The organism is Vibrio sp. BS-M-Sm-2 (assembly GCF_041504345.1).
Lineage (GTDB): Bacteria > Pseudomonadota > Gammaproteobacteria > Enterobacterales > Vibrionaceae > Vibrio > Vibrio satsumensis.
In genome coordinates this window covers 1157523-1174016 of sequence record NZ_CP167895.1, presented here as the reverse complement: position 1 = coordinate 1174016, position 16494 = coordinate 1157523, and the positions used below count along the sequence as shown (strand labels likewise).

The 16494-nt window shown below is 43.3% G+C and carries 14 protein-coding genes and 1 pseudogene; 5 read left to right on the top strand and 10 right to left on the bottom strand.

The window, feature by feature from the left end; all coding sequences use genetic code 11:
* Both AB8613_RS21180 and AB8613_RS21175 read right to left on the bottom strand, forming a co-directional pair.
* Entirely contained in the window at positions 1-1020 is a 1020-nt protein-coding gene (locus AB8613_RS21180) for a DUF2955 domain-containing protein (protein WP_285953681.1), read from the bottom strand.
* On the bottom strand, positions 1010-2131 hold the full coding sequence (locus tag AB8613_RS21175; RefSeq protein ID WP_061016658.1) for an HlyD family secretion protein: 1122 nt from the start codon (positions 2129-2131) through the stop codon (positions 1010-1012). Before AB8613_RS21175 ends, AB8613_RS21180 begins: the two co-directional genes overlap by 11 nt.
* A 159-nt stretch (positions 2132-2290) precedes the next feature.
* Here AB8613_RS21175 and AB8613_RS21170 point away from each other — a divergent pair, with 159 nt between their 5' ends.
* Entirely contained in the window at positions 2291-3286 is a 996-nt protein-coding gene (locus AB8613_RS21170) for a helix-turn-helix domain-containing protein (RefSeq protein WP_372384959.1), read from the top strand.
* Positions 3287-3331: 45 nt separating this feature from the next.
* On the opposite strand, the pseudogene AB8613_RS21165 reads toward AB8613_RS21170, so the two are convergent.
* Positions 3332-4362 (bottom strand): annotated as a pseudogene (locus tag AB8613_RS21165) (GGDEF domain-containing protein).
* A gap of 118 nt (positions 4363-4480) precedes the next feature.
* Positions 4481-5485 carry a Solitary outer membrane autotransporter beta-barrel domain gene (locus tag AB8613_RS21160; protein WP_372384958.1) on the bottom strand — a complete coding sequence of 335 codons (1005 nt, stop codon included), beginning with the start codon at positions 5483-5485 and terminating at the stop codon, positions 4481-4483.
* 380 nt (positions 5486-5865) lie between these two features.
* Here AB8613_RS21160 and AB8613_RS21155 point away from each other — a divergent pair, with 380 nt between their 5' ends.
* A complete protein-coding gene (locus AB8613_RS21155; protein ID WP_239718873.1) occupies positions 5866-6333 on the top strand; it encodes a hypothetical protein in 468 nt (155 codons plus the stop codon).
* A gap of 112 nt (positions 6334-6445) precedes the next feature.
* Here AB8613_RS21155 and AB8613_RS21150 read toward each other — a convergent pair whose 3' ends face one another.
* From AB8613_RS21150 to AB8613_RS21130, 5 genes are all read right to left on the bottom strand, one after another.
* A complete protein-coding gene (locus AB8613_RS21150) occupies positions 6446-7732 on the bottom strand; it encodes a carbohydrate porin (RefSeq protein WP_372384957.1) in 1287 nt (428 codons plus the stop codon).
* Between the two features lie 76 nt (positions 7733-7808).
* Positions 7809-8468, bottom strand: a complete 660-nt coding sequence (locus tag AB8613_RS21145) for a DUF3299 domain-containing protein (RefSeq protein ID WP_372384956.1) — start codon at positions 8466-8468, stop codon at positions 7809-7811.
* Positions 8469-8548: 80 nt separating this feature from the next.
* Positions 8549-9928, bottom strand: a complete 1380-nt coding sequence (locus AB8613_RS21140; RefSeq protein WP_050619673.1) for an amidohydrolase family protein — start codon at positions 9926-9928, stop codon at positions 8549-8551.
* 256 nt (positions 9929-10184) lie between these two features.
* Positions 10185-11165 carry a helix-turn-helix domain-containing protein gene (locus AB8613_RS21135; protein ID WP_372385806.1) on the bottom strand — a complete coding sequence of 327 codons (981 nt, stop codon included), beginning with the start codon at positions 11163-11165 and terminating at the stop codon, positions 10185-10187.
* Positions 11166-11344: 179 nt separating this feature from the next.
* Positions 11345-11773, bottom strand: coding sequence for a PACE efflux transporter (locus AB8613_RS21130; protein WP_372384955.1), 429 nt, complete (start codon positions 11771-11773; stop codon positions 11345-11347).
* A 139-nt stretch (positions 11774-11912) separates the two neighbouring features.
* Here AB8613_RS21130 and AB8613_RS21125 point away from each other — a divergent pair, with 139 nt between their 5' ends.
* A complete protein-coding gene (locus AB8613_RS21125; RefSeq protein ID WP_372384954.1) occupies positions 11913-12815 on the top strand; it encodes a LysR family transcriptional regulator in 903 nt (300 codons plus the stop codon).
* Between the two features lie 386 nt (positions 12816-13201).
* Positions 13202-13546, top strand: a complete 345-nt coding sequence (locus AB8613_RS21120; protein WP_192892209.1) for a thiamine-phosphate diphosphorylase — start codon at positions 13202-13204, stop codon at positions 13544-13546.
* A 100-nt stretch (positions 13547-13646) separates the two neighbouring features.
* On the opposite strand, the gene thiE is transcribed toward AB8613_RS21120, so the two are convergent.
* Positions 13647-14264: a thiamine phosphate synthase gene (gene thiE / locus AB8613_RS21115; RefSeq protein WP_372384953.1), complete on the bottom strand. Its 618-nt coding sequence runs from the start codon at positions 14262-14264 to the stop codon at positions 13647-13649.
* Between the two features lie 261 nt (positions 14265-14525).
* Between thiE and AB8613_RS21110 the strand changes: the two genes are divergently transcribed.
* Entirely contained in the window at positions 14526-16469 is a 1944-nt protein-coding gene (locus tag AB8613_RS21110; protein ID WP_192891155.1) for a methyl-accepting chemotaxis protein, read from the top strand.
* Positions 16470-16494: the final 25 nt, after the last annotated feature.

Here is a 16494-nt window from a genome sequence, read left to right as displayed (position 1 = left end):
TTAAGGCTGATTTTGTAGGAACTTCCAATTCCGAGTTTCTAGGAATAGAGAAGCTAAAATCATATATATGCCAATTAATACTAATTGGAATATGCGTATAAGAGTGTTGCTATCGATGTCGCCTGAGCTCATCAATGTGCTACCAACCAGTACGAGCAACGTACTAAATGCAGTGGCGAAAATCGGCGCTTTTTCGGGAACCGTGTAGATCTTTTTGGCAATCACAATAGCAACCAAGCCTATGAATAAAGAGTAGAAGATAATATTGGGAACAATCGAAAGGATTGAAAAAGCCGCTATCGCGAGTAAACCCCCAATACCATTACTGATCACCAGAAATGCACTCAACTTGACCGACTTTTCCGAAGTAATCATTAGTGACAATAATGCAATAAACATCATGGTTAGCAATGCTTCAGATATCTGAAATATAAAGAAAAAACACACAACAGGATAAGAGATAATCATGGCGCGGAAAGCTGCATACCAACGCTCTCTTCTGTTGAATGGCGCCGACGCAAAGCCGGAGAATTCAGTTTTCGGTTCAGGGAAAAAGATATGAACCAGCGCAAAAATAGTCACCGAAACCACACCAGAGGTGGCCAAGCCAGATGCTAATAATACCGAGACTCCAGGGTTATCAATCGCCATAAATGGCAACATCAGTACAGCAATTAATAATATGGTTGCGAACAGATTCCACTTAGGGTCAACAAATAAGTAGTAACCCCAAAGCATCACTAGCCCCACCAAAATCAATAATGGAACTGGATAATGGGTAATTCCTCGCGACAACAATAACCCTAACCCCATGGTCACTACTACCGCCAAAAGCAGTTCATAGACCGTCTCCTTATGAAGGCTTGGTTTATCAATTAGAAACTTAGCGGTGAACACTGGCGCTACAAATGCGAGCGGCCAGTTAATCCACGCAGCCAAAAACACAGCTAACGTAACCCCAACGGTATACCGCAGGATCCGTTGTTGTGTTTGTTGGTCAGGGATCGATTTATCGGACATAAGACAACACGCTAATCAAACGAATCCACACTTTGCCTATTGCGTTGAATACAAAGTTATCACCACTATAAACAATCACATCCGCCTGCCCACCAACTCGGAGCATACCTTGCATCTCATCTCGTTCAAACTCTATGGTGATAGGAAGCATCTGTGTTTGACGTAACCACCCCGTTTGTTGGCTAGCTTGAGCAAGTTTACCTGCTTGATCATTTTGCCCCCAATCAACCCCCCAATCGATGCTGCTCACTCGACCTTTCACAATTTGTCCTGGAGCAAAATCCAATGCCACTTCAACTTCATCACCGACCGTTACGTTGCCAAGGCTATTTTCACGATAATAAGCTTCAATCCAAATATCTTCCGTTGAGACAAAAGTCATGATCGGTTGACCTGCTGAAGCGTAAAAACCTTCAGATAAGCTAAAGTTAGAAACTCCACCTTGTGTCGGTGCGGTAATTACGGTGCGCTCTAAGTTCAATTGAGCTTGTTCAAGAGCCAGCAACGCCGCTTTCACTTGGCTATTTTCTTCACCTTCTTTACCCATTTGTTTCTTTGCACGATCAAGGTCAGCTTCCGCATTCACAACTGCTGCTCGAGACGTCGCTAATGCTGCTCGCGCTTTATCTGCGTCTGATTTAGAAACGACACCTTTGTCGGCCATCTCTAAAACACGCTTTGCTTGTAGTTTAGTATTTTGTCTTTCAACGATCGCTGAAGTAAGTTTCGCTTGAGCTGAAGCAATGCTAGCGGTTTGAGCTCCCACATTTTGGCCTGCAATCTCTAGATTTTGCTCTGCTTGTTGTACGGCAATTCGGTAATCAGACTCATCCAAAATGGCTAACTTATCGCCTTGATTAACCAATTGGTTCGGCTGAACTAAGATATCTAGCACTTTACCCGACACCTCAGGCTTTATAGGAACGATATAGCCCTTTACACGAGCATTGTCAGTAATAGGGATGATGCGATCTGAGATAACACTGAAGATCAACATAAACGCCACAAATAACAGCAGGTAATTTGTTATCTTTCTTACTTTGTCTTTTCCATTTGTTTGTTCGACAACTTCTTCATTGGCTTCTTGCTTGTTCCCTTCAACTTCTGACATGGGACTCCCTTCTAGATAACTAACATCAATAAAATTAATACTTTAAAAATAAACCTAGCAATGGAAAACTCAAGTAAATAAGGTTAGATTTAGTAAATAAAACGTTGCAAATGATATGCTCGTCTAATAATGCGACAATATATACAGGATTGTATTCTCATGACCTCTAGTCACTACCAAGTACCGGTAATACAAACAAGTTATGCTAAGATCTTAGTCCAAATCTTCACTGACTATGGATTAGACCTACACAAGCTACTTGAAGACTCGGGCTTACCACCCGATCTGATTGAATCAGAAAGTAACTTTGTACCCTCAGAATCAATCAAGCGACTGATTTATTTGACCTCATCACAACTAGGCGTATCTCGATTTACGGACATACTTGGCCTTGCCTTTAGGCGAAGAATCATCCCATACGTCTTGCATCAATTTACCGAATTTGAAACCATTGGAGATTCGCTAAAGCATATCAGCACGATTTTCTCTTATGATTCTCCCGGCAGTAGAGTCGACTTCATTCAAGAACACGGACAGAGTTGGTTTTGTCGAACTGCCCCCGCAGATAATTCACCCATGTCCCAATGGGGAGAGGTATTTGCTATCACTTACATTATTGAACTAATAACGATTCTCTCTCAGTCACCTTGGCAGCCAAGCAAAGTACGTTTACAAGGACATGACACTGATATCGTCAAAACACTGCTTCCAAGTCACTGTCAGCTTTTTGTTGACCATAATTCAACCGCTGTGATGATCCCTGATGAGATCCTACAACTACCCATTCGCCTTACTGCCAAAGACTTAAGCAATAAGCCCGCGATCATTGAGTGGCACACCAGCTTTACCGACAGCGTTTACGAATTACTCAAGCCCTATATTAAAGAGCAGGACCTCTCGCTTGAAGAAGCTGCAGAGCTTCTTAATTTTTCCGTGAGAACGTTTCAACGAAAACTCAAAAATGAAAACACCACCTATCGAAAAATCAAAGAGAACCTGATGTTTTCCGTTGCGTGTGAATTGATGGAAGAAGGTCATACTCTGACTTATATTTCGAGCCAATTGGGTTACACCAATATCTCTCACTTTTCTAGAGCATTTAAGCGAGTTTCCGGCCTTACGCCTAAGATTTATCAACGCTCAATTTCCGCGTAAAACAGTTCTAACCGATTAACCAAGTGCAATTGGCTTCAGATAATCCTAACTGGAACTACACACTCTATTTCGGCCGTTACCTTTTGCACGGTAAAGCGCCCTATCCGCGCTGCGATACGTCGCTTCGGCATACGCTTGTATTTCAGACACACCACTACTTACCGTTAGGTTTAGTGTTGTATCTTTAGCAATCACTTCTTTTAACCGATACATAGCTTCAATCGCTTCTGACAGGTTGGTTTCTGGCATCAAAATAGCAAATTCTTCCCCCCAACTCGTGCCACGATATCGGTATCTCTGATGTTCTTCTTCAACAGTTCGGCCACCTCTTTAAGAGCTGCATCACCTTGATCATGACCATGGTTATCATTAATTGCTTTAAAGTGATCCAAATCGATCAGTGCTAAACAGGAGTGTGTATGACCGTAGCGATCAGCTAGGTTTGAGTAGTGACTTAACTCTTTATCAAAGCGGCGGCGATTCCAGCAACCTGTGAGTGAGTCCGTTTCAACCAGTATTCTTAATTGGCGTTCGAGCACCTTACGTCGACTAATATCGGTAAAAGTTACAACGTATTTTTCGTTGTTCGGCAATATTTCGGTTAGCTTTTCGACAACTGCATTGACCGTAAAGTGCTCACCAAGTCTGCTAACTCCACTAAGCTCACCTTTCCATCTGTGATTTTGCTTAAGCGAGGTCGCAATGGTCGATATCAAACCACTGTTGTTCATAAAACAGAGGTCAGAAATCGGGCGAGATTCCACTTGGTTAAAGGCATAGCCTGAAACCCTAGAGAACTGCTGATTGACCTGAATGACCCTCAGTTGGCTATCAAGAATAATAAAGCCGGCAACACCATCAATAATCGCCTCAGACAAGCTATTCTTGCTTTGAGTCATTTCATATCGATAAAGACGCGCAGTAATGAAAGTACTGAGCAAAAAGAGCATACATACCGAAAAAGACATGGCTGTGGTAGAAGCGATACTCAGCAACCACAAACTAAATACCATGTTTAGGACAAGTGCCGATACCACGTATAACGGTATTTTTCGGTCAAAGCTTAACTTGTTCATAGAGTACTCGTGCTATGGGTGAGCGACTATGATGACCAAGTTTACAAGCGAATATTTACCATTTTACGACACATACAAATTCAAATTAGATGAGTACTTTGAAGATCAACAACTTATGCTAATTATTGAGTAAGAAGAGTAAACTGCCACCACTGAGCGAACTGCCGTAGTTGAAGTTAATCCCAACACCAAAGTTATCAAAGAAGTAAGAATCGTAAGGGACATCGAACACTAAGCCTGCACCAAACTCATAATAATAGTGGGTATCGAGTGGGTCAGTGAGATCCCCTGCTACGTCGATTCTTCGCAGGTTATAGTGAATCTGAGGGTTCTTTAACGACCAAGCATCCAGTGCCACATTTTGTCTGAATTCAATCTCGTTAATAAACCGCAAACCTTCAGGGTTACCGATATCACCATCATTGGCTTCGCCCCAGCCTGTGCCATAGAAATAACGTGCTCTTGATGAGATATTCCAACTTCCCCACTCTTGTTTCTGTAGGTATTGGAGTTTCACCGACGGCTCACCAATCAATGCCCACGCCGAAGTGTTCAACGCGTATCCATCGAGCTGAGATTGAAAGGCTTGAGAGTAGCTGTTTTTATATTCGTATTTATTGCGGTAGTAGAGCAAGTGAGTGCCTAAACCATAAACGATAGACCAATGTTGGTTTAAATGGCTTTGAGCGCCAAAAAAGCCATACAGGCCTAATACTGAGTCTTTATTGGGGTTAACTCGGCGGTCTGATGTGACATCGGATGAAATCTCAATATCTTGCTCAGAAAGCGCATAAGACCCGCGCACCGACCAAATCAAATCTAGGTCAGGATCATCGGTTTTAATTACAGAAGAATAAGGAATAGAGCCGACACTGACTTGGCTTCGAGTGTCGATGGTTTTATCGGAGCCAAAACCACTGTCGTTTAAATTGATGAACGAGTTCGGATCGAAGTCCACAAAACCAATAGAGACGGCATCGCTGTCTGTAAGCGCAATAGAAACGGCGAATATCTTTTCCAAGCGATGTTGAATCGCCTCATTGGACGCATAGGCCGAGGATGAAAAAAAACCAGTTAAGATCAGAGCAATGGAAAAGGAATACGGCGATTGGGGTGAAAGCATTAAGTTGACTCCATTCAAACTTATGCTTCAAGTGTAATTGGTAACTTAACTATTTCAATCAGAGAGTTAACGGTGTGGTTGATACCCCTCTCAGTTACAATTGTAAGAGCGTCGCCAAATCTATTGAGCCCCATAGCTCTTCTACGTCTTGGATTCTAAAGTGAATAATCATATCTACCTCTGTTTAAATCATAGGCTCATGCCGAGAACTCGTCCGAGAACTCATTCGAGAACTCATATTGAATCAATCTTAATTGGGATACTTACCATAATGCGCCACGCGCACTTTAAGAGCTGTTTCGCATCCTGAGCAATAAGCGTTTGAATATCCTATATTTATCTCCTAAGTTTTTTATAACCCTTTACTCAGGAAGAAGTAGATGAGCAATATTGAAAAAGTATATGGATTTAATACGCCCCAACGACTCTTTGTCGGCTACACACTCGCAGTTCTCGTTGATTTAACCGTTCTCAATTTTTTTGATGAATACTGGGACTTCGTTAATATCGAGTCATTCACCATCTCATTTGCTGCCGCGATTTTGCTGCAGCTGTTGCTCAAACTCTCTATCGGCTTAGAACATAAGCTCGCCGATTACTTTAAGTCGAAACCGGGTACTGCACCTAAGATATACAGAGGCTTGTCTAGCTACGTAATTCTGGTCGGTTCAAAGTTCGTGATGCTAGAAGCGATCAACATCCTATTTGGCGACAAAGTCGATTTCACTGGCCCTTGGAACGGTGTGGTCGCCTTCTTTGCCGTAGTGTTTACGATTCTGGTTGCCGAAGTGATTGTTTCTAAGATCTACTTTGCACTGGATGACACGCAAAAAGCCGAAAAAGCCTAAATGTTCGATTAGAAAAGATTTAATCGAACGAACCAGAAACAAAAAAGTGAGCCACATGGGCTCACTTTTTACATTTAACTTTTAAGTCTAAACAAGATTATGTTTAGCGAAATTAGATAAACACTCTCGCTCTAATACCGAATACCCAAGCGCTGCTTTCACTAGAAAACGCAGGATCTTTGATGTACTGGATATCGGGTGTCACTTGAATGAAATCATTAAGCTGCATGTTGTAATAAAGCTCTGCAGTAAATTGTTCGCCATCGTTCCCATACACACCCGTCGAGATTCCTTTTAAAGCGTACTCATTAATTTCTGACCAGTTAACCGCAAAACCAAGGTTGTTCTTTTCGCTTCCTAGGCCAAAATAGCCAACACCGACACTCAATGAGCGTTCATACAAAGCAACATCGCCATCAGAAAAACCACCTCTCACAAACGGCATTACTTGAGGTGTGACAAATTGACTCCACGAGAAGTTAATACCTTTACCAGATTCACCTCCGCCTGTCGCATCCGACAAGCTATGACGAGTACCACCATCAAAGTGCCACGCTGTAATGTGGAAATTATCAGTGAATATTTGGTCTTGCGATGCTGTCCAACCGAGCTCTAGCGTGGTGAAAAAATCACTCTCATCAAATAATGTATTGAAGCCATCAAAGATATCGTCTGATTTTCCGTTGGCGTCGGCGATACCCGCAATCACATAGTAATTGTCAGTCAGCATATGCCCAGCAGAAAGTGCCAATACACCATCATCAGGTAACCCCATCGCTCCAGCACCCGTTGAAAATGCAAGGTTGCTAAAGCCAGACCATGGGCTCGCGAGTGCGTATGTGTCCACATAGTCAGTAACATCCTGCCATCCAGCGATAACTGAGGTTTTGCCTCCATTGAACTTTTGTTTCCAATGCAAATTGGTGACGCGGAAGCCTTGGTCGCTAAAGGCAGAACCAATCATACCAACATAACCTAACCCTTCTTTAGTACCGCTATTAAACAATCGGTCGGTATCATCAATGAAGGCTAAATTTTTGGGTGCTGAATCAGAATAGGCATGGCGATGTTCGACTTTCCATACTATTCCGCCTGTATTACCCGTCTCTTTGCCTACCAAATTCCACGAGCCATAAAATCTCGCAACACCTGAAGAGGCATCAACATCGTTCCCCATAGACCCATTGCTAGAGGCTAAACCCAAAGCGTTATAATCTGCTCCAAATGTAATGCCATCATCGGCCAACGACTCCCTCCAAGATTTCTTTTGTGCTTTCTGTTCTGCAATTGTATTTTCAACAGAGTCTGGACCTTCGAAATTTGCGCTATAGACCGCAGTGCTCATTGAGGTTGCTAGCACCATCACCGCCATACTTACTTTAGATAATCTTGAATTCATCTTGTCACCAATGCTTTTTGAGTGAGTTCTATTTTATTCATTGCTCACATTGAAAATTGTCATTTGATGACAACCATTAATTTTCTTTCTCGTAATAGTCTTCAATCATCGAAGCTTTCATTTCATAACCCATGGTGAGGTTACTTTTGCCATCGACTAGAAAGACTTCTTCAGTCACTTTGTTCGAGCTAAAGTCACCCTCTACCCATACTGGATACTGAACATTCTGTACCTGAAAGCCTTCAGGGAAAGACACACGCACAATCTGGTTTGCTGGCGGAGGTGGCATGTGAATACACGCGCCCGCTACTGGCACTAAAAGAAACTCGATTGCGGTCATGCCTTCTGAGAACTCTAAAGGCACAATAAAACCAGGAACTCGGACTTTCTTGCCGTCAAATTCTGTCGTGATAGCTTCAGCGTTCGCCTTCATGGTTTTCATGTATTCGTCACGCAGCGCGATCATTTCGTCTGCATCAACGCCCTGCTCTTTTAGCGTTTTTTTGAGTAATAAAGCCTGTTGTTGAGCTTGCTCTTCCTCTGATGCACTCATTGCTATCACACCTTGTAATAGACGCATTTGCTGATCGGTGAGATCCGGCATTTCTAACTTCATTTCGTGAGAGCCTGAATTCAGATCTTGCCACTCAAGATTCATCGCTGTTTCAGCAAAGGTAGGTAAAGCGACGATAGTCAGTGACATCATCGATAGGATAAGAGAAAGCGTTTTTTGCATAAGGACACCTTGAAGAGAGGTGACCTACCGAAGTAGGCCGCCTATTAAAGCATAGTTTTTAACTGAATAGTCGCGCTGTGTTAAAGCGTGTTTTTGTAGACTTTGCCATCTTTCATGATGACTTTGATGGTATCGATTTCAGGGCTACGCGGCTCTGCGTCAAACCATTTTTCGTTTGCACCAATCACTGATAAGTCTTCAAGTGGGTTGCCTTCTACAATGATGATATCGGCGTATGCACCCGCTTCAATCACGCCCAACTTACCCTCTGGATATGGGTCCATCACACCGGACAACTTAACGATTTCACCGTTTACTGATGTCATGCCTTTCAGAGTGAAGAAGTTACCTAATTCCTTGCCCGCTAGGAAGATCGTATGGTCGGTTTGTTTGATACAAGAAACCACGTCACCGACACAGTCTGTGTGGAAACCCCATTTCGGTTGGTACTTGTTGACGTTCGAGATGTAGTCTTTGAATGCTTTAGTTGCCGACTCCGCTTTACGCTTAGAGGCAGGGTTCGAGTTGATCGCTTCAATCTGCGTCAGGTAAGGTGAAAACGCGGTCATGTTAGTTGTGATGTAAGCGTCTTTATCTTCCATCTTGTCAGCGATATCGCCATCGAACATGAAACCGTGTTCGATTGTTTTAACACCCGCATCCAAATTACGCATGATCGCTTTTTTACTGTAAGCGTGAGACATCACGTAAGAGCCATACGCATCAGCAATTTCAACGGCAGCTTCAATTTCTTCCGCAGACATCGCATTCAGCTGCCAAGGGTCAAATGATGATGCAACACCACCTGATGACATGATCTTAATTTGCGTATTGCCTTGCTTGAAGTTTTGGCGAGCAGCCGCTTTAATTTCGGTAATACCGTCGGCATTAAAGCTGACGCTATTTCGCGCCATACTGGTCGATGATCCAAAGAAGTGTTGGTTAGCCGTGGTTAGGTTACTGAAATCGGCGTGTGAACCAGTCGGGCCTATAAACGCGCCAGATGTGTAAAGTCGTGGCCCCGGCAACATGCCAGAATCGATCGTTTTACGTAAGCCCGTGTTCAAGCCACCAGCATCACGCCACGTGGTGAAGCCCGATTGAAACGCGGCGTTCGCGTTCACTGTCGCTCGCGCGGCTAACTCTTCGATCGTTCGGTTGTTTTCGTGGTCACTTAGGTTACCGCCGTTCAGCAATAAGTGTCCGTGGCCTTCGATTAAACCTGGCATTAACGTTTTGCCTTCACCGTCGATCACTACAGCATCACCAGCCTCTATCGGGCTCGCAGAGATTTGTTTGATAAGATTGTCTTCGACTAATACATGATGGTCTTCGTACAATTTGTTTTCAGTACCATTGAACACATCGACGTTAGTAAATAGCGTTGATGCTGCATTTGCAGAAAGAGCAAATGAACACGAGAGAGCAACAACAGAGAGTTTTAAACCTGCATTTTTCATTTATACACCTTGATTCCGTTTATGAGTGGAGTCCACTTCCCATAACGATTCCGTAACTACTAATGAGTGTTATGAGGTTTCAAAGGTGCTTTTATTGACCACGAAAATCGCAAAATCTAAGCAAAAATCGAGGAAAAAACAACTCATCAACATTCAATAACTTAGTAGACATACTGCCAGTATTCAAGGTTGATAAATTGCCATTTGGTGACAATAAATAAAGATGTATCTGGGCTCCGGTTTCTACATAAGGAATTTAACAGTGCTCCTTTCTGTACTGTCTTGGCGTCATGTTCATCTGCCTCTTAAAAGCTCGAGTGAAGTGAGATGAATCGGAATATCCCATCTTCGCGCCTACTTGAGTGATCGATAGATCGGGCTGCTTGAGCAATTCTAAAACCTGATCTAGAACCATCTCTTCAATCAAGGTTTTGTAGACCACTCCTTCACTTTCCAGCCGACGCTGGATCGTTCTGACATGAATATTTAGAATCTCAGAAGCCAAGCTAATCGGGAGCTTTCCCATGGTGAGATAAGGCTTTATCACCAACTTGAAGGCATTGAGAAATGTACTAGGTAAAGGGGCTGTTGGCTCAAGTGCCTCGGCAACCTTTGGCAAGACAATTGGCTCAAGCATGATATTTTCTGGAATTTCGAAAGCCGTAACAGGCCTGTGCGTGTAAAACTGAGCATTCCCCATTTGTGGCAAAGATTGAAAGCAATCAAGGTCATCGCTCTGAATACCCACTTCAGAAGGCTTCCAGCGCCCTTGTGTTAATACTGAAAGTAACTCGTTGATAAAAATCACAGAGAACAGCTCTGCAAATTTAAACCAAGGTACATTAGTAAACGGCTTCTCGCGTACAAACCACCACTTGCCACCAGAATGCTTGGTATAGACAATCGCACCATTGGAAATGAGCTTTAACTGCTCGCCAAACTGGTCTAGCGCACTTTTTAACGAATCTTGCTGACTTAATTTAGCCACAAACCTGGGCACATAGGTTTGCTTGCAAAAGCTCCACATAAACAGCGCAAACTCTTCTCGTGACGCCGACTCCCCCATAATCTTGACCACATTTTTAATGGTAGTCTCAGGGAGGTATTCGTAATGGTCGCTACTGGTGAGAATATCATTGGGGATTTTGGCATTGCGTAGCAAGGTATAGATCTCACCGTCGATATGTTTGAACAGTTCCGCAAACAGCTCGACTTCTTTCTTATCTACAACCGTCATTTGAAGGGTATTGGACATCCTTTCCTCTTAATCTGTTCTTTCACGAACTCAAATTATCACCTTATTTAAGATAGCAGAATAAATGACGAGTGACCTAGGCTTACTAACCGAATACCTCCGCTAAAATAACGAATAAACAATCGGTTAGTAGCCAAACTAGCGTTTACTGACTTGGCAGATTACTGAACTGCTAGATCCGAACTGCGTACCCAGAATGCACGCACATGATCGTAAATCAAATTAAACACAAACGCGTAAATGGTAATAAAAATGGTCACGCCGATGTCCATTAAAAATGCCTGCCAAATCCCCACATCAAGTAAGTAAGCCATGACAGGAATTGTTGCTATGAGCAAACCGGCTTCAAATAACACAACGTGAAACACTCGTAATTTCAATGAACGCTCTGATTTCTCACCGGTGAAGTAGCGATCAAAAATGCGATTAAAGCAGTAGTTCCAAACCATCGCGATGGTAGCAACAACTATCATGGTTCCTGATAAGGCACTCACATCGTGATCGGTAAATATCGCTAAGCCGATTATTGAAAGCGTTACGGCCAAAACTTCGAATAACACTGAGTGAAACACTCTTTCTAAGGTACTCATACATTCCTCTAAATAATCTAGTATGTGTTGGATTAGGTAGGATTATGTCATCCGAAATAATAAGAGAAAGTTAACAGCCATCACGAATAGTGATAGCTTAAACGTTATCACCCTTATTTGATATTGAGCGAGAGATAGCATGTACAGTTTTGAGCAACTAAAAGTCTTCGTCACTGTGTGTGAAAGTGGTTCTTTTTCGGCGGCCGCACGCAAGCTAAAACGCGCTCAATCCGGGGTCAGTCAGTCGATCGCCAACCTAGAAATTGCCATCGACCAAGAGTTGTTCAACAGAGAGAAGAACATCCCCGTTTTAACCTCCACAGGTAAAGCGTTATTGCCTGTCGCCAAGTCGATTCTCGACCAGCAAAAGTACTTCGACCAAAAAGTAGAATCGCTGACCCAAGAAGATGAACACGAACTGATCATTGCGGTTGATGAAAGCATCATAGACAAGAGTTTCATTAAGATAATCAGTTCCCTAGCCGATCAATTCCCAATCACACACTTCGATATTATTACCACCTCAACCTTTGATGTTGAGGACCTAGTGAGACGTGGTAAAGCTCAGATTGGTATCATCTACGCGGACGGAGAACTTAAGGTAGACATGGATTTCTTCTTGCTGGGTCAAGCTCGCTTCCTAACGGTCTGTTCAGCCACTCACGAACTCAGCCAAATGTCCGTAGTACAAGACTCAGACCTCAAGCGTTATCGCCAATGTGTGCATCGCAGTTCAAAACAACGCGAACTGTGGTTTACCTACGGTATTAGCTCGATGCTTTGGTATGCGAATAATCACAAGACCATTATTGATCTCGTTGAACAGAACGTAGGTTGGGCGAACGTGCCAGAAATGATGGTGATGGAAGGTATTCAAAAAGGTGACTTGGTAGCTCTGCCCGTGGCGCACGAGCATGGTGGTTGGATTACCCCTGTGGGTTGCTTGGTATCACGAAGCCACATTAATGGCCCAGTTCTCACCAGTTTAATTGAGAAACTCGAAGGGTATTCACTGCAATACAATCAATGGCAGGCAAACTAGCTTAACTCCACATTGCAATTCAATATCGGTAGTGCGTTTCGCCGTACTACCGCATTTCGATGCGTTTCACCGATAAATATCTTTGTCGTCTGGACAAAACACCCTAGTTGATGTCGCAAAGTGACATAACTAATATGCGATCCCAAAGGGTTTGTCTCTCAAGCAAATATGGACAGACTCAAATCGCTCTTTAACACCACTAACCTAACTTCAAACCCCCACATAAGTGCTCTTGCCCTGCAGCCACTTATGACAGCTTCAAATAGATCACTTTTGAATATTAATTCGCCCCAGTTTATGAGTGCTCTTTGAGTGCTTTTTTATATCTAAATGAACCTTTTGGAAAATTTGTCGTGAACGTTTTAAGAAATATTTGCCCTGAGAAAATGGGTAAAGAGCGTAACAAACGAGAGTATGATTTACGCGTACTTAATTGTGTCAGTGAAAGCGAATATGAATCGCGTATGGCGGTTTGGAATAGCCTAGCTTTGGCAGCTACTCCGCCTGTTTCGGAAACAAAAGGCTTCATCGATGAGGCTTTCAACAAACTTCAGCAAGACCTAAAAGAAGCCAGCCGTGAGTTGTCGATTAACTACACTGATTTTATTGCAACGGCTCATGAGGAGCTCAACTACATTAAGGTGTTTGTTGCTGATAAAACCGCACAATACGGTTGGTACGCTGCTATTGTTCTTATGATCATCGGCACCGTTGCTCTATGTATTCAGTAAGATAGACAACATATTTAGCTGACTACTAAATTGAACGCTTTGATGCTCTCTAACTAGAAAACAAATGATTCGTTTCATTTGTTTTCTAACCTCTACAAGCTCATTCTCCCATCAAAGACAATAAAACCTGCGTCGCTTCTCTAGGATCTTCAGCGTGACATATTGCTGAGACTAGCGCTAAGCCGTGAATCCCCGTCTGAACCAGCTTCGGAATGTTAGATTCGTTAATGCCACCAATACCGACGATCGGTAAATCCGTTGTTTCCAAAGCCAATTCTATCCCTTCGTAGCCCCAATGTTTCTTTAGGTTTGTCTTGGTCGGTGTGGCAAACAGCGCACTGAGGCCAATGTAATCAAGCGGCAAACTATCGACTTCTTGAAGCTGCTGTTCAGTCTCAATCGATAAGCCAAGAATCTTATCAGGGCCAATAAGCTTGCGTGCTAACACTGCTGGCATATCCGATTGCCCTAAATGCAAACCATCAGCGTCGACAGCCAATGCAACGTCCACTCGGTCATTAATGATCAGCGGTACACCCGAACCAGCCAAAATCAACTTTACGGCTTGTGCTCGTTCAATGAAAGATCGCACATCCCCATGCTTTTCTCTTACTTGAACCATAGTGACGCCACCAGCGACCGCTTGTTCAACCACGAACTTAAGCGTTTCTATATCTTGTTGGTCATCCGTTACTAAGTAGAGCTTATAAGGGTTCATTTCGTACCTTTGGAGTCGATGTCTAAAATTGACGTTGTACTATTTTACCGACAAATCGCACCATGTGCATGGAAGTTAGTACCTAATTACCCAAGTTAGACGTGTAAATTCAAATACGCAACTCGTTGAAAGCATGTCGAAAAACCTAAATTTTTTAACCAAAGCGTTACTTAATACACAAACTGTTCACTTAAGCATGCCCAGAATGCTGTTTTATGAAATACTTCGCTATGAAGGAATCAGGTAAATATAGGGATAGTTATGCGCCACCTTTCTATAGCGCTCAAGATCAAGCTGGGTTATGCCATCTGCTTGCTCTTTTTCGTCATTTCAGGCTTTGTGAGTTACAAAGGTATTCAAACCTTGTCGAACGGCTTTAGCCAATACAGTGAACTCAGCCACAAAGCGACATTGTCAGGCAACATCCAAGTGCACTTTCTTCAGATGCGTCTAGCCTCTGAACGCTACTTAGAGTCATTGGATGAGCAATACGAAGCGAATTATCAATCAAGCAAGCTAGCGATTGATGAGTTACTGAACAACCTAATCCAAACCACGACTAAAACCGATAGCTTATCGAGCCTGCAACTCGTGCAAGACAGCGTTGCGGCATTCGATGTGGCTTATGGCTCAATGAAACAGAGCCAACTGCTCATTGACCAATTGGTGAATGTTGAGATGGTCAAACGAGAAACTAATGCATTAAAAGCCGCTCAGAGCTTATTGTATGAGTCTTACAACAACAACGATCCAAACGCGAGTCTGTATGCGGGTATGTTGATGGAGAACTTTCTCGCAGCCAAAATCACCGTTCTAAGTTACTCAAACAACAACGACCTCAAAACCTATGAAGCGGGTAAAGACATCTTTGAATACGCGCTACCAGGCATCGAGGGCGATATTGAATCTCTTAAATCATCGCCTTACCAAAGTGAGCTGATTGAAGACTTCTCGAACCAACGCGAAGCTTACGCAAAAGGCTTTGAGCAAGTTCATCAACAGATGATTGAGAACACTCAAAGAACCGCTACCCTCGCCTCTATTGGCGACAGCTTAGCTATCGCAGTGGCCGATGCTCAAAGTATTCTAGAGCAACAGAAACAAGCATTAACACCAGAGCTGCAAGCCAGTGAAAAACGCTCGATTCAAATCATCTTCTTGCTAACGGGCGTGGCTCTGGTTATTGGCATGACGAGCGCCGTGTTGGTGACTCGCTCTATCACCAAAGGTATCGCACAGGTTAAACAGATCACCAATGAGCTTTCTCAGGGCAACCTGAATGTTGAAGTGAACATCGAGAGCAAAAACGAGATTGGCGAACTGCTGACTAATATGGAGATCACGATTGAATCTCTGCGCGATATCGTTGGCCAAGTGAACCGCTCTAGTGTGCGTATTGGTGAGATGTCTGAATCACTTAATCAGGTGACAAACAACAGCTCGACCAACGCAACACAATTGAACAGCGAGATGATCAATATCTCTTCTGCCGTTGATCAACTGGCTTCAAGCACATCAGAAATTGCTTCAAGTGCTAACCACGCCTCTCAAGTTGCGAACCAAGCAACCGAGAATGTGGCAATGGGACTCAAAGAAGTAGACAAAACACTGCACGAAATTGGCAGCGCCGATGAAAGCATGCAGATAAGTAGCCAGAAAGTGACTGACCTACACAAGGAGTCGATGAACATTGGTGCCATTCTTGAAGTAATTAAAGGCGTTTCTGAGCAAACCAACCTGTTAGCATTGAATGCGGCTATTGAAGCTGCGCGCGCAGGTGAACAAGGTCGCGGATTTGCAGTAGTTGCGGATGAAGTAAGAACCTTAGCCAAGCGCACTCAAGATTCTGCAAGCCAAATTGATGAACTCATCACCTCGTTACAGCGTGGTGCTAAAGATGCCTTAGAATCTATTAAGGTCAGCCACAGCACGGTTTCCGATGCTTCAACTCAGGCACAACAAGCTTCTCAGAACTTGCATGTGATAAACCAACACATTCAAGATTTAAATCAAGCCAACAGTCAAATTGCAGTCTCTGTCGATGAGCAAGATTGCCTAACCAAATCTCTAGGAGAAAACGCGCAAGGTGCTAATACCATAGCGCAAAGTAACCAAGAGTCTGTCAGCAGTATTTCTGGTGCAGCGAGCGACTTAACCGAAGTTGCTCACCATTTAGAAAGCCAAGTGAATCGTTTTAGAACCTAACGAAGCCAGCCTTTAACACAGCTGA

Excerpts from the sequence above, each read along its gene's own strand:
- AB8613_RS21180 (WP_285953681.1), bottom strand. The coding sequence starts at position 1,020 with ATGTCCGATAAATCGATCCCTGACCAACAAACACAACAACGGATCCTG.
- AB8613_RS21175 (WP_061016658.1), bottom strand. The coding sequence starts at position 2,131 with ATGTCAGAAGTTGAAGGGAACAAGCAAGAAGCCAATGAAGAAGTTGTC.
- AB8613_RS21170 (WP_372384959.1), top strand. The coding sequence starts at position 2,291 with ATGACCTCTAGTCACTACCAAGTACCGGTAATACAAACAAGTTATGCT.
- AB8613_RS21160 (WP_372384958.1), bottom strand. The coding sequence starts at position 5,485 with ATGCTTTCACCCCAATCGCCGTATTCCTTTTCCATTGCTCTGATCTTA.
- AB8613_RS21155 (WP_239718873.1), top strand. The coding sequence starts at position 5,866 with ATGAGCAATATTGAAAAAGTATATGGATTTAATACGCCCCAACGACTC.
- AB8613_RS21150 (WP_372384957.1), bottom strand. The coding sequence starts at position 7,732 with ATGAATTCAAGATTATCTAAAGTAAGTATGGCGGTGATGGTGCTAGCA.
- AB8613_RS21145 (WP_372384956.1), bottom strand. The coding sequence starts at position 8,468 with ATGCAAAAAACGCTTTCTCTTATCCTATCGATGATGTCACTGACTATC.
- AB8613_RS21140 (WP_050619673.1), bottom strand. The coding sequence starts at position 9,928 with ATGAAAAATGCAGGTTTAAAACTCTCTGTTGTTGCTCTCTCGTGTTCA.
- AB8613_RS21135 (WP_372385806.1), bottom strand. The coding sequence starts at position 11,165 with ATGACGGTTGTAGATAAGAAAGAAGTCGAGCTGTTTGCGGAACTGTTC.
- AB8613_RS21130 (WP_372384955.1), bottom strand. The coding sequence starts at position 11,773 with ATGAGTACCTTAGAAAGAGTGTTTCACTCAGTGTTATTCGAAGTTTTG.
- AB8613_RS21125 (WP_372384954.1), top strand. The coding sequence starts at position 11,913 with ATGTACAGTTTTGAGCAACTAAAAGTCTTCGTCACTGTGTGTGAAAGT.
- AB8613_RS21120 (WP_192892209.1), top strand. The coding sequence starts at position 13,202 with ATGGGTAAAGAGCGTAACAAACGAGAGTATGATTTACGCGTACTTAAT.
- thiE (WP_372384953.1), bottom strand. The coding sequence starts at position 14,264 with ATGAACCCTTATAAGCTCTACTTAGTAACGGATGACCAACAAGATATA.
- AB8613_RS21110 (WP_192891155.1), top strand. The coding sequence starts at position 14,526 with ATGCGCCACCTTTCTATAGCGCTCAAGATCAAGCTGGGTTATGCCATC.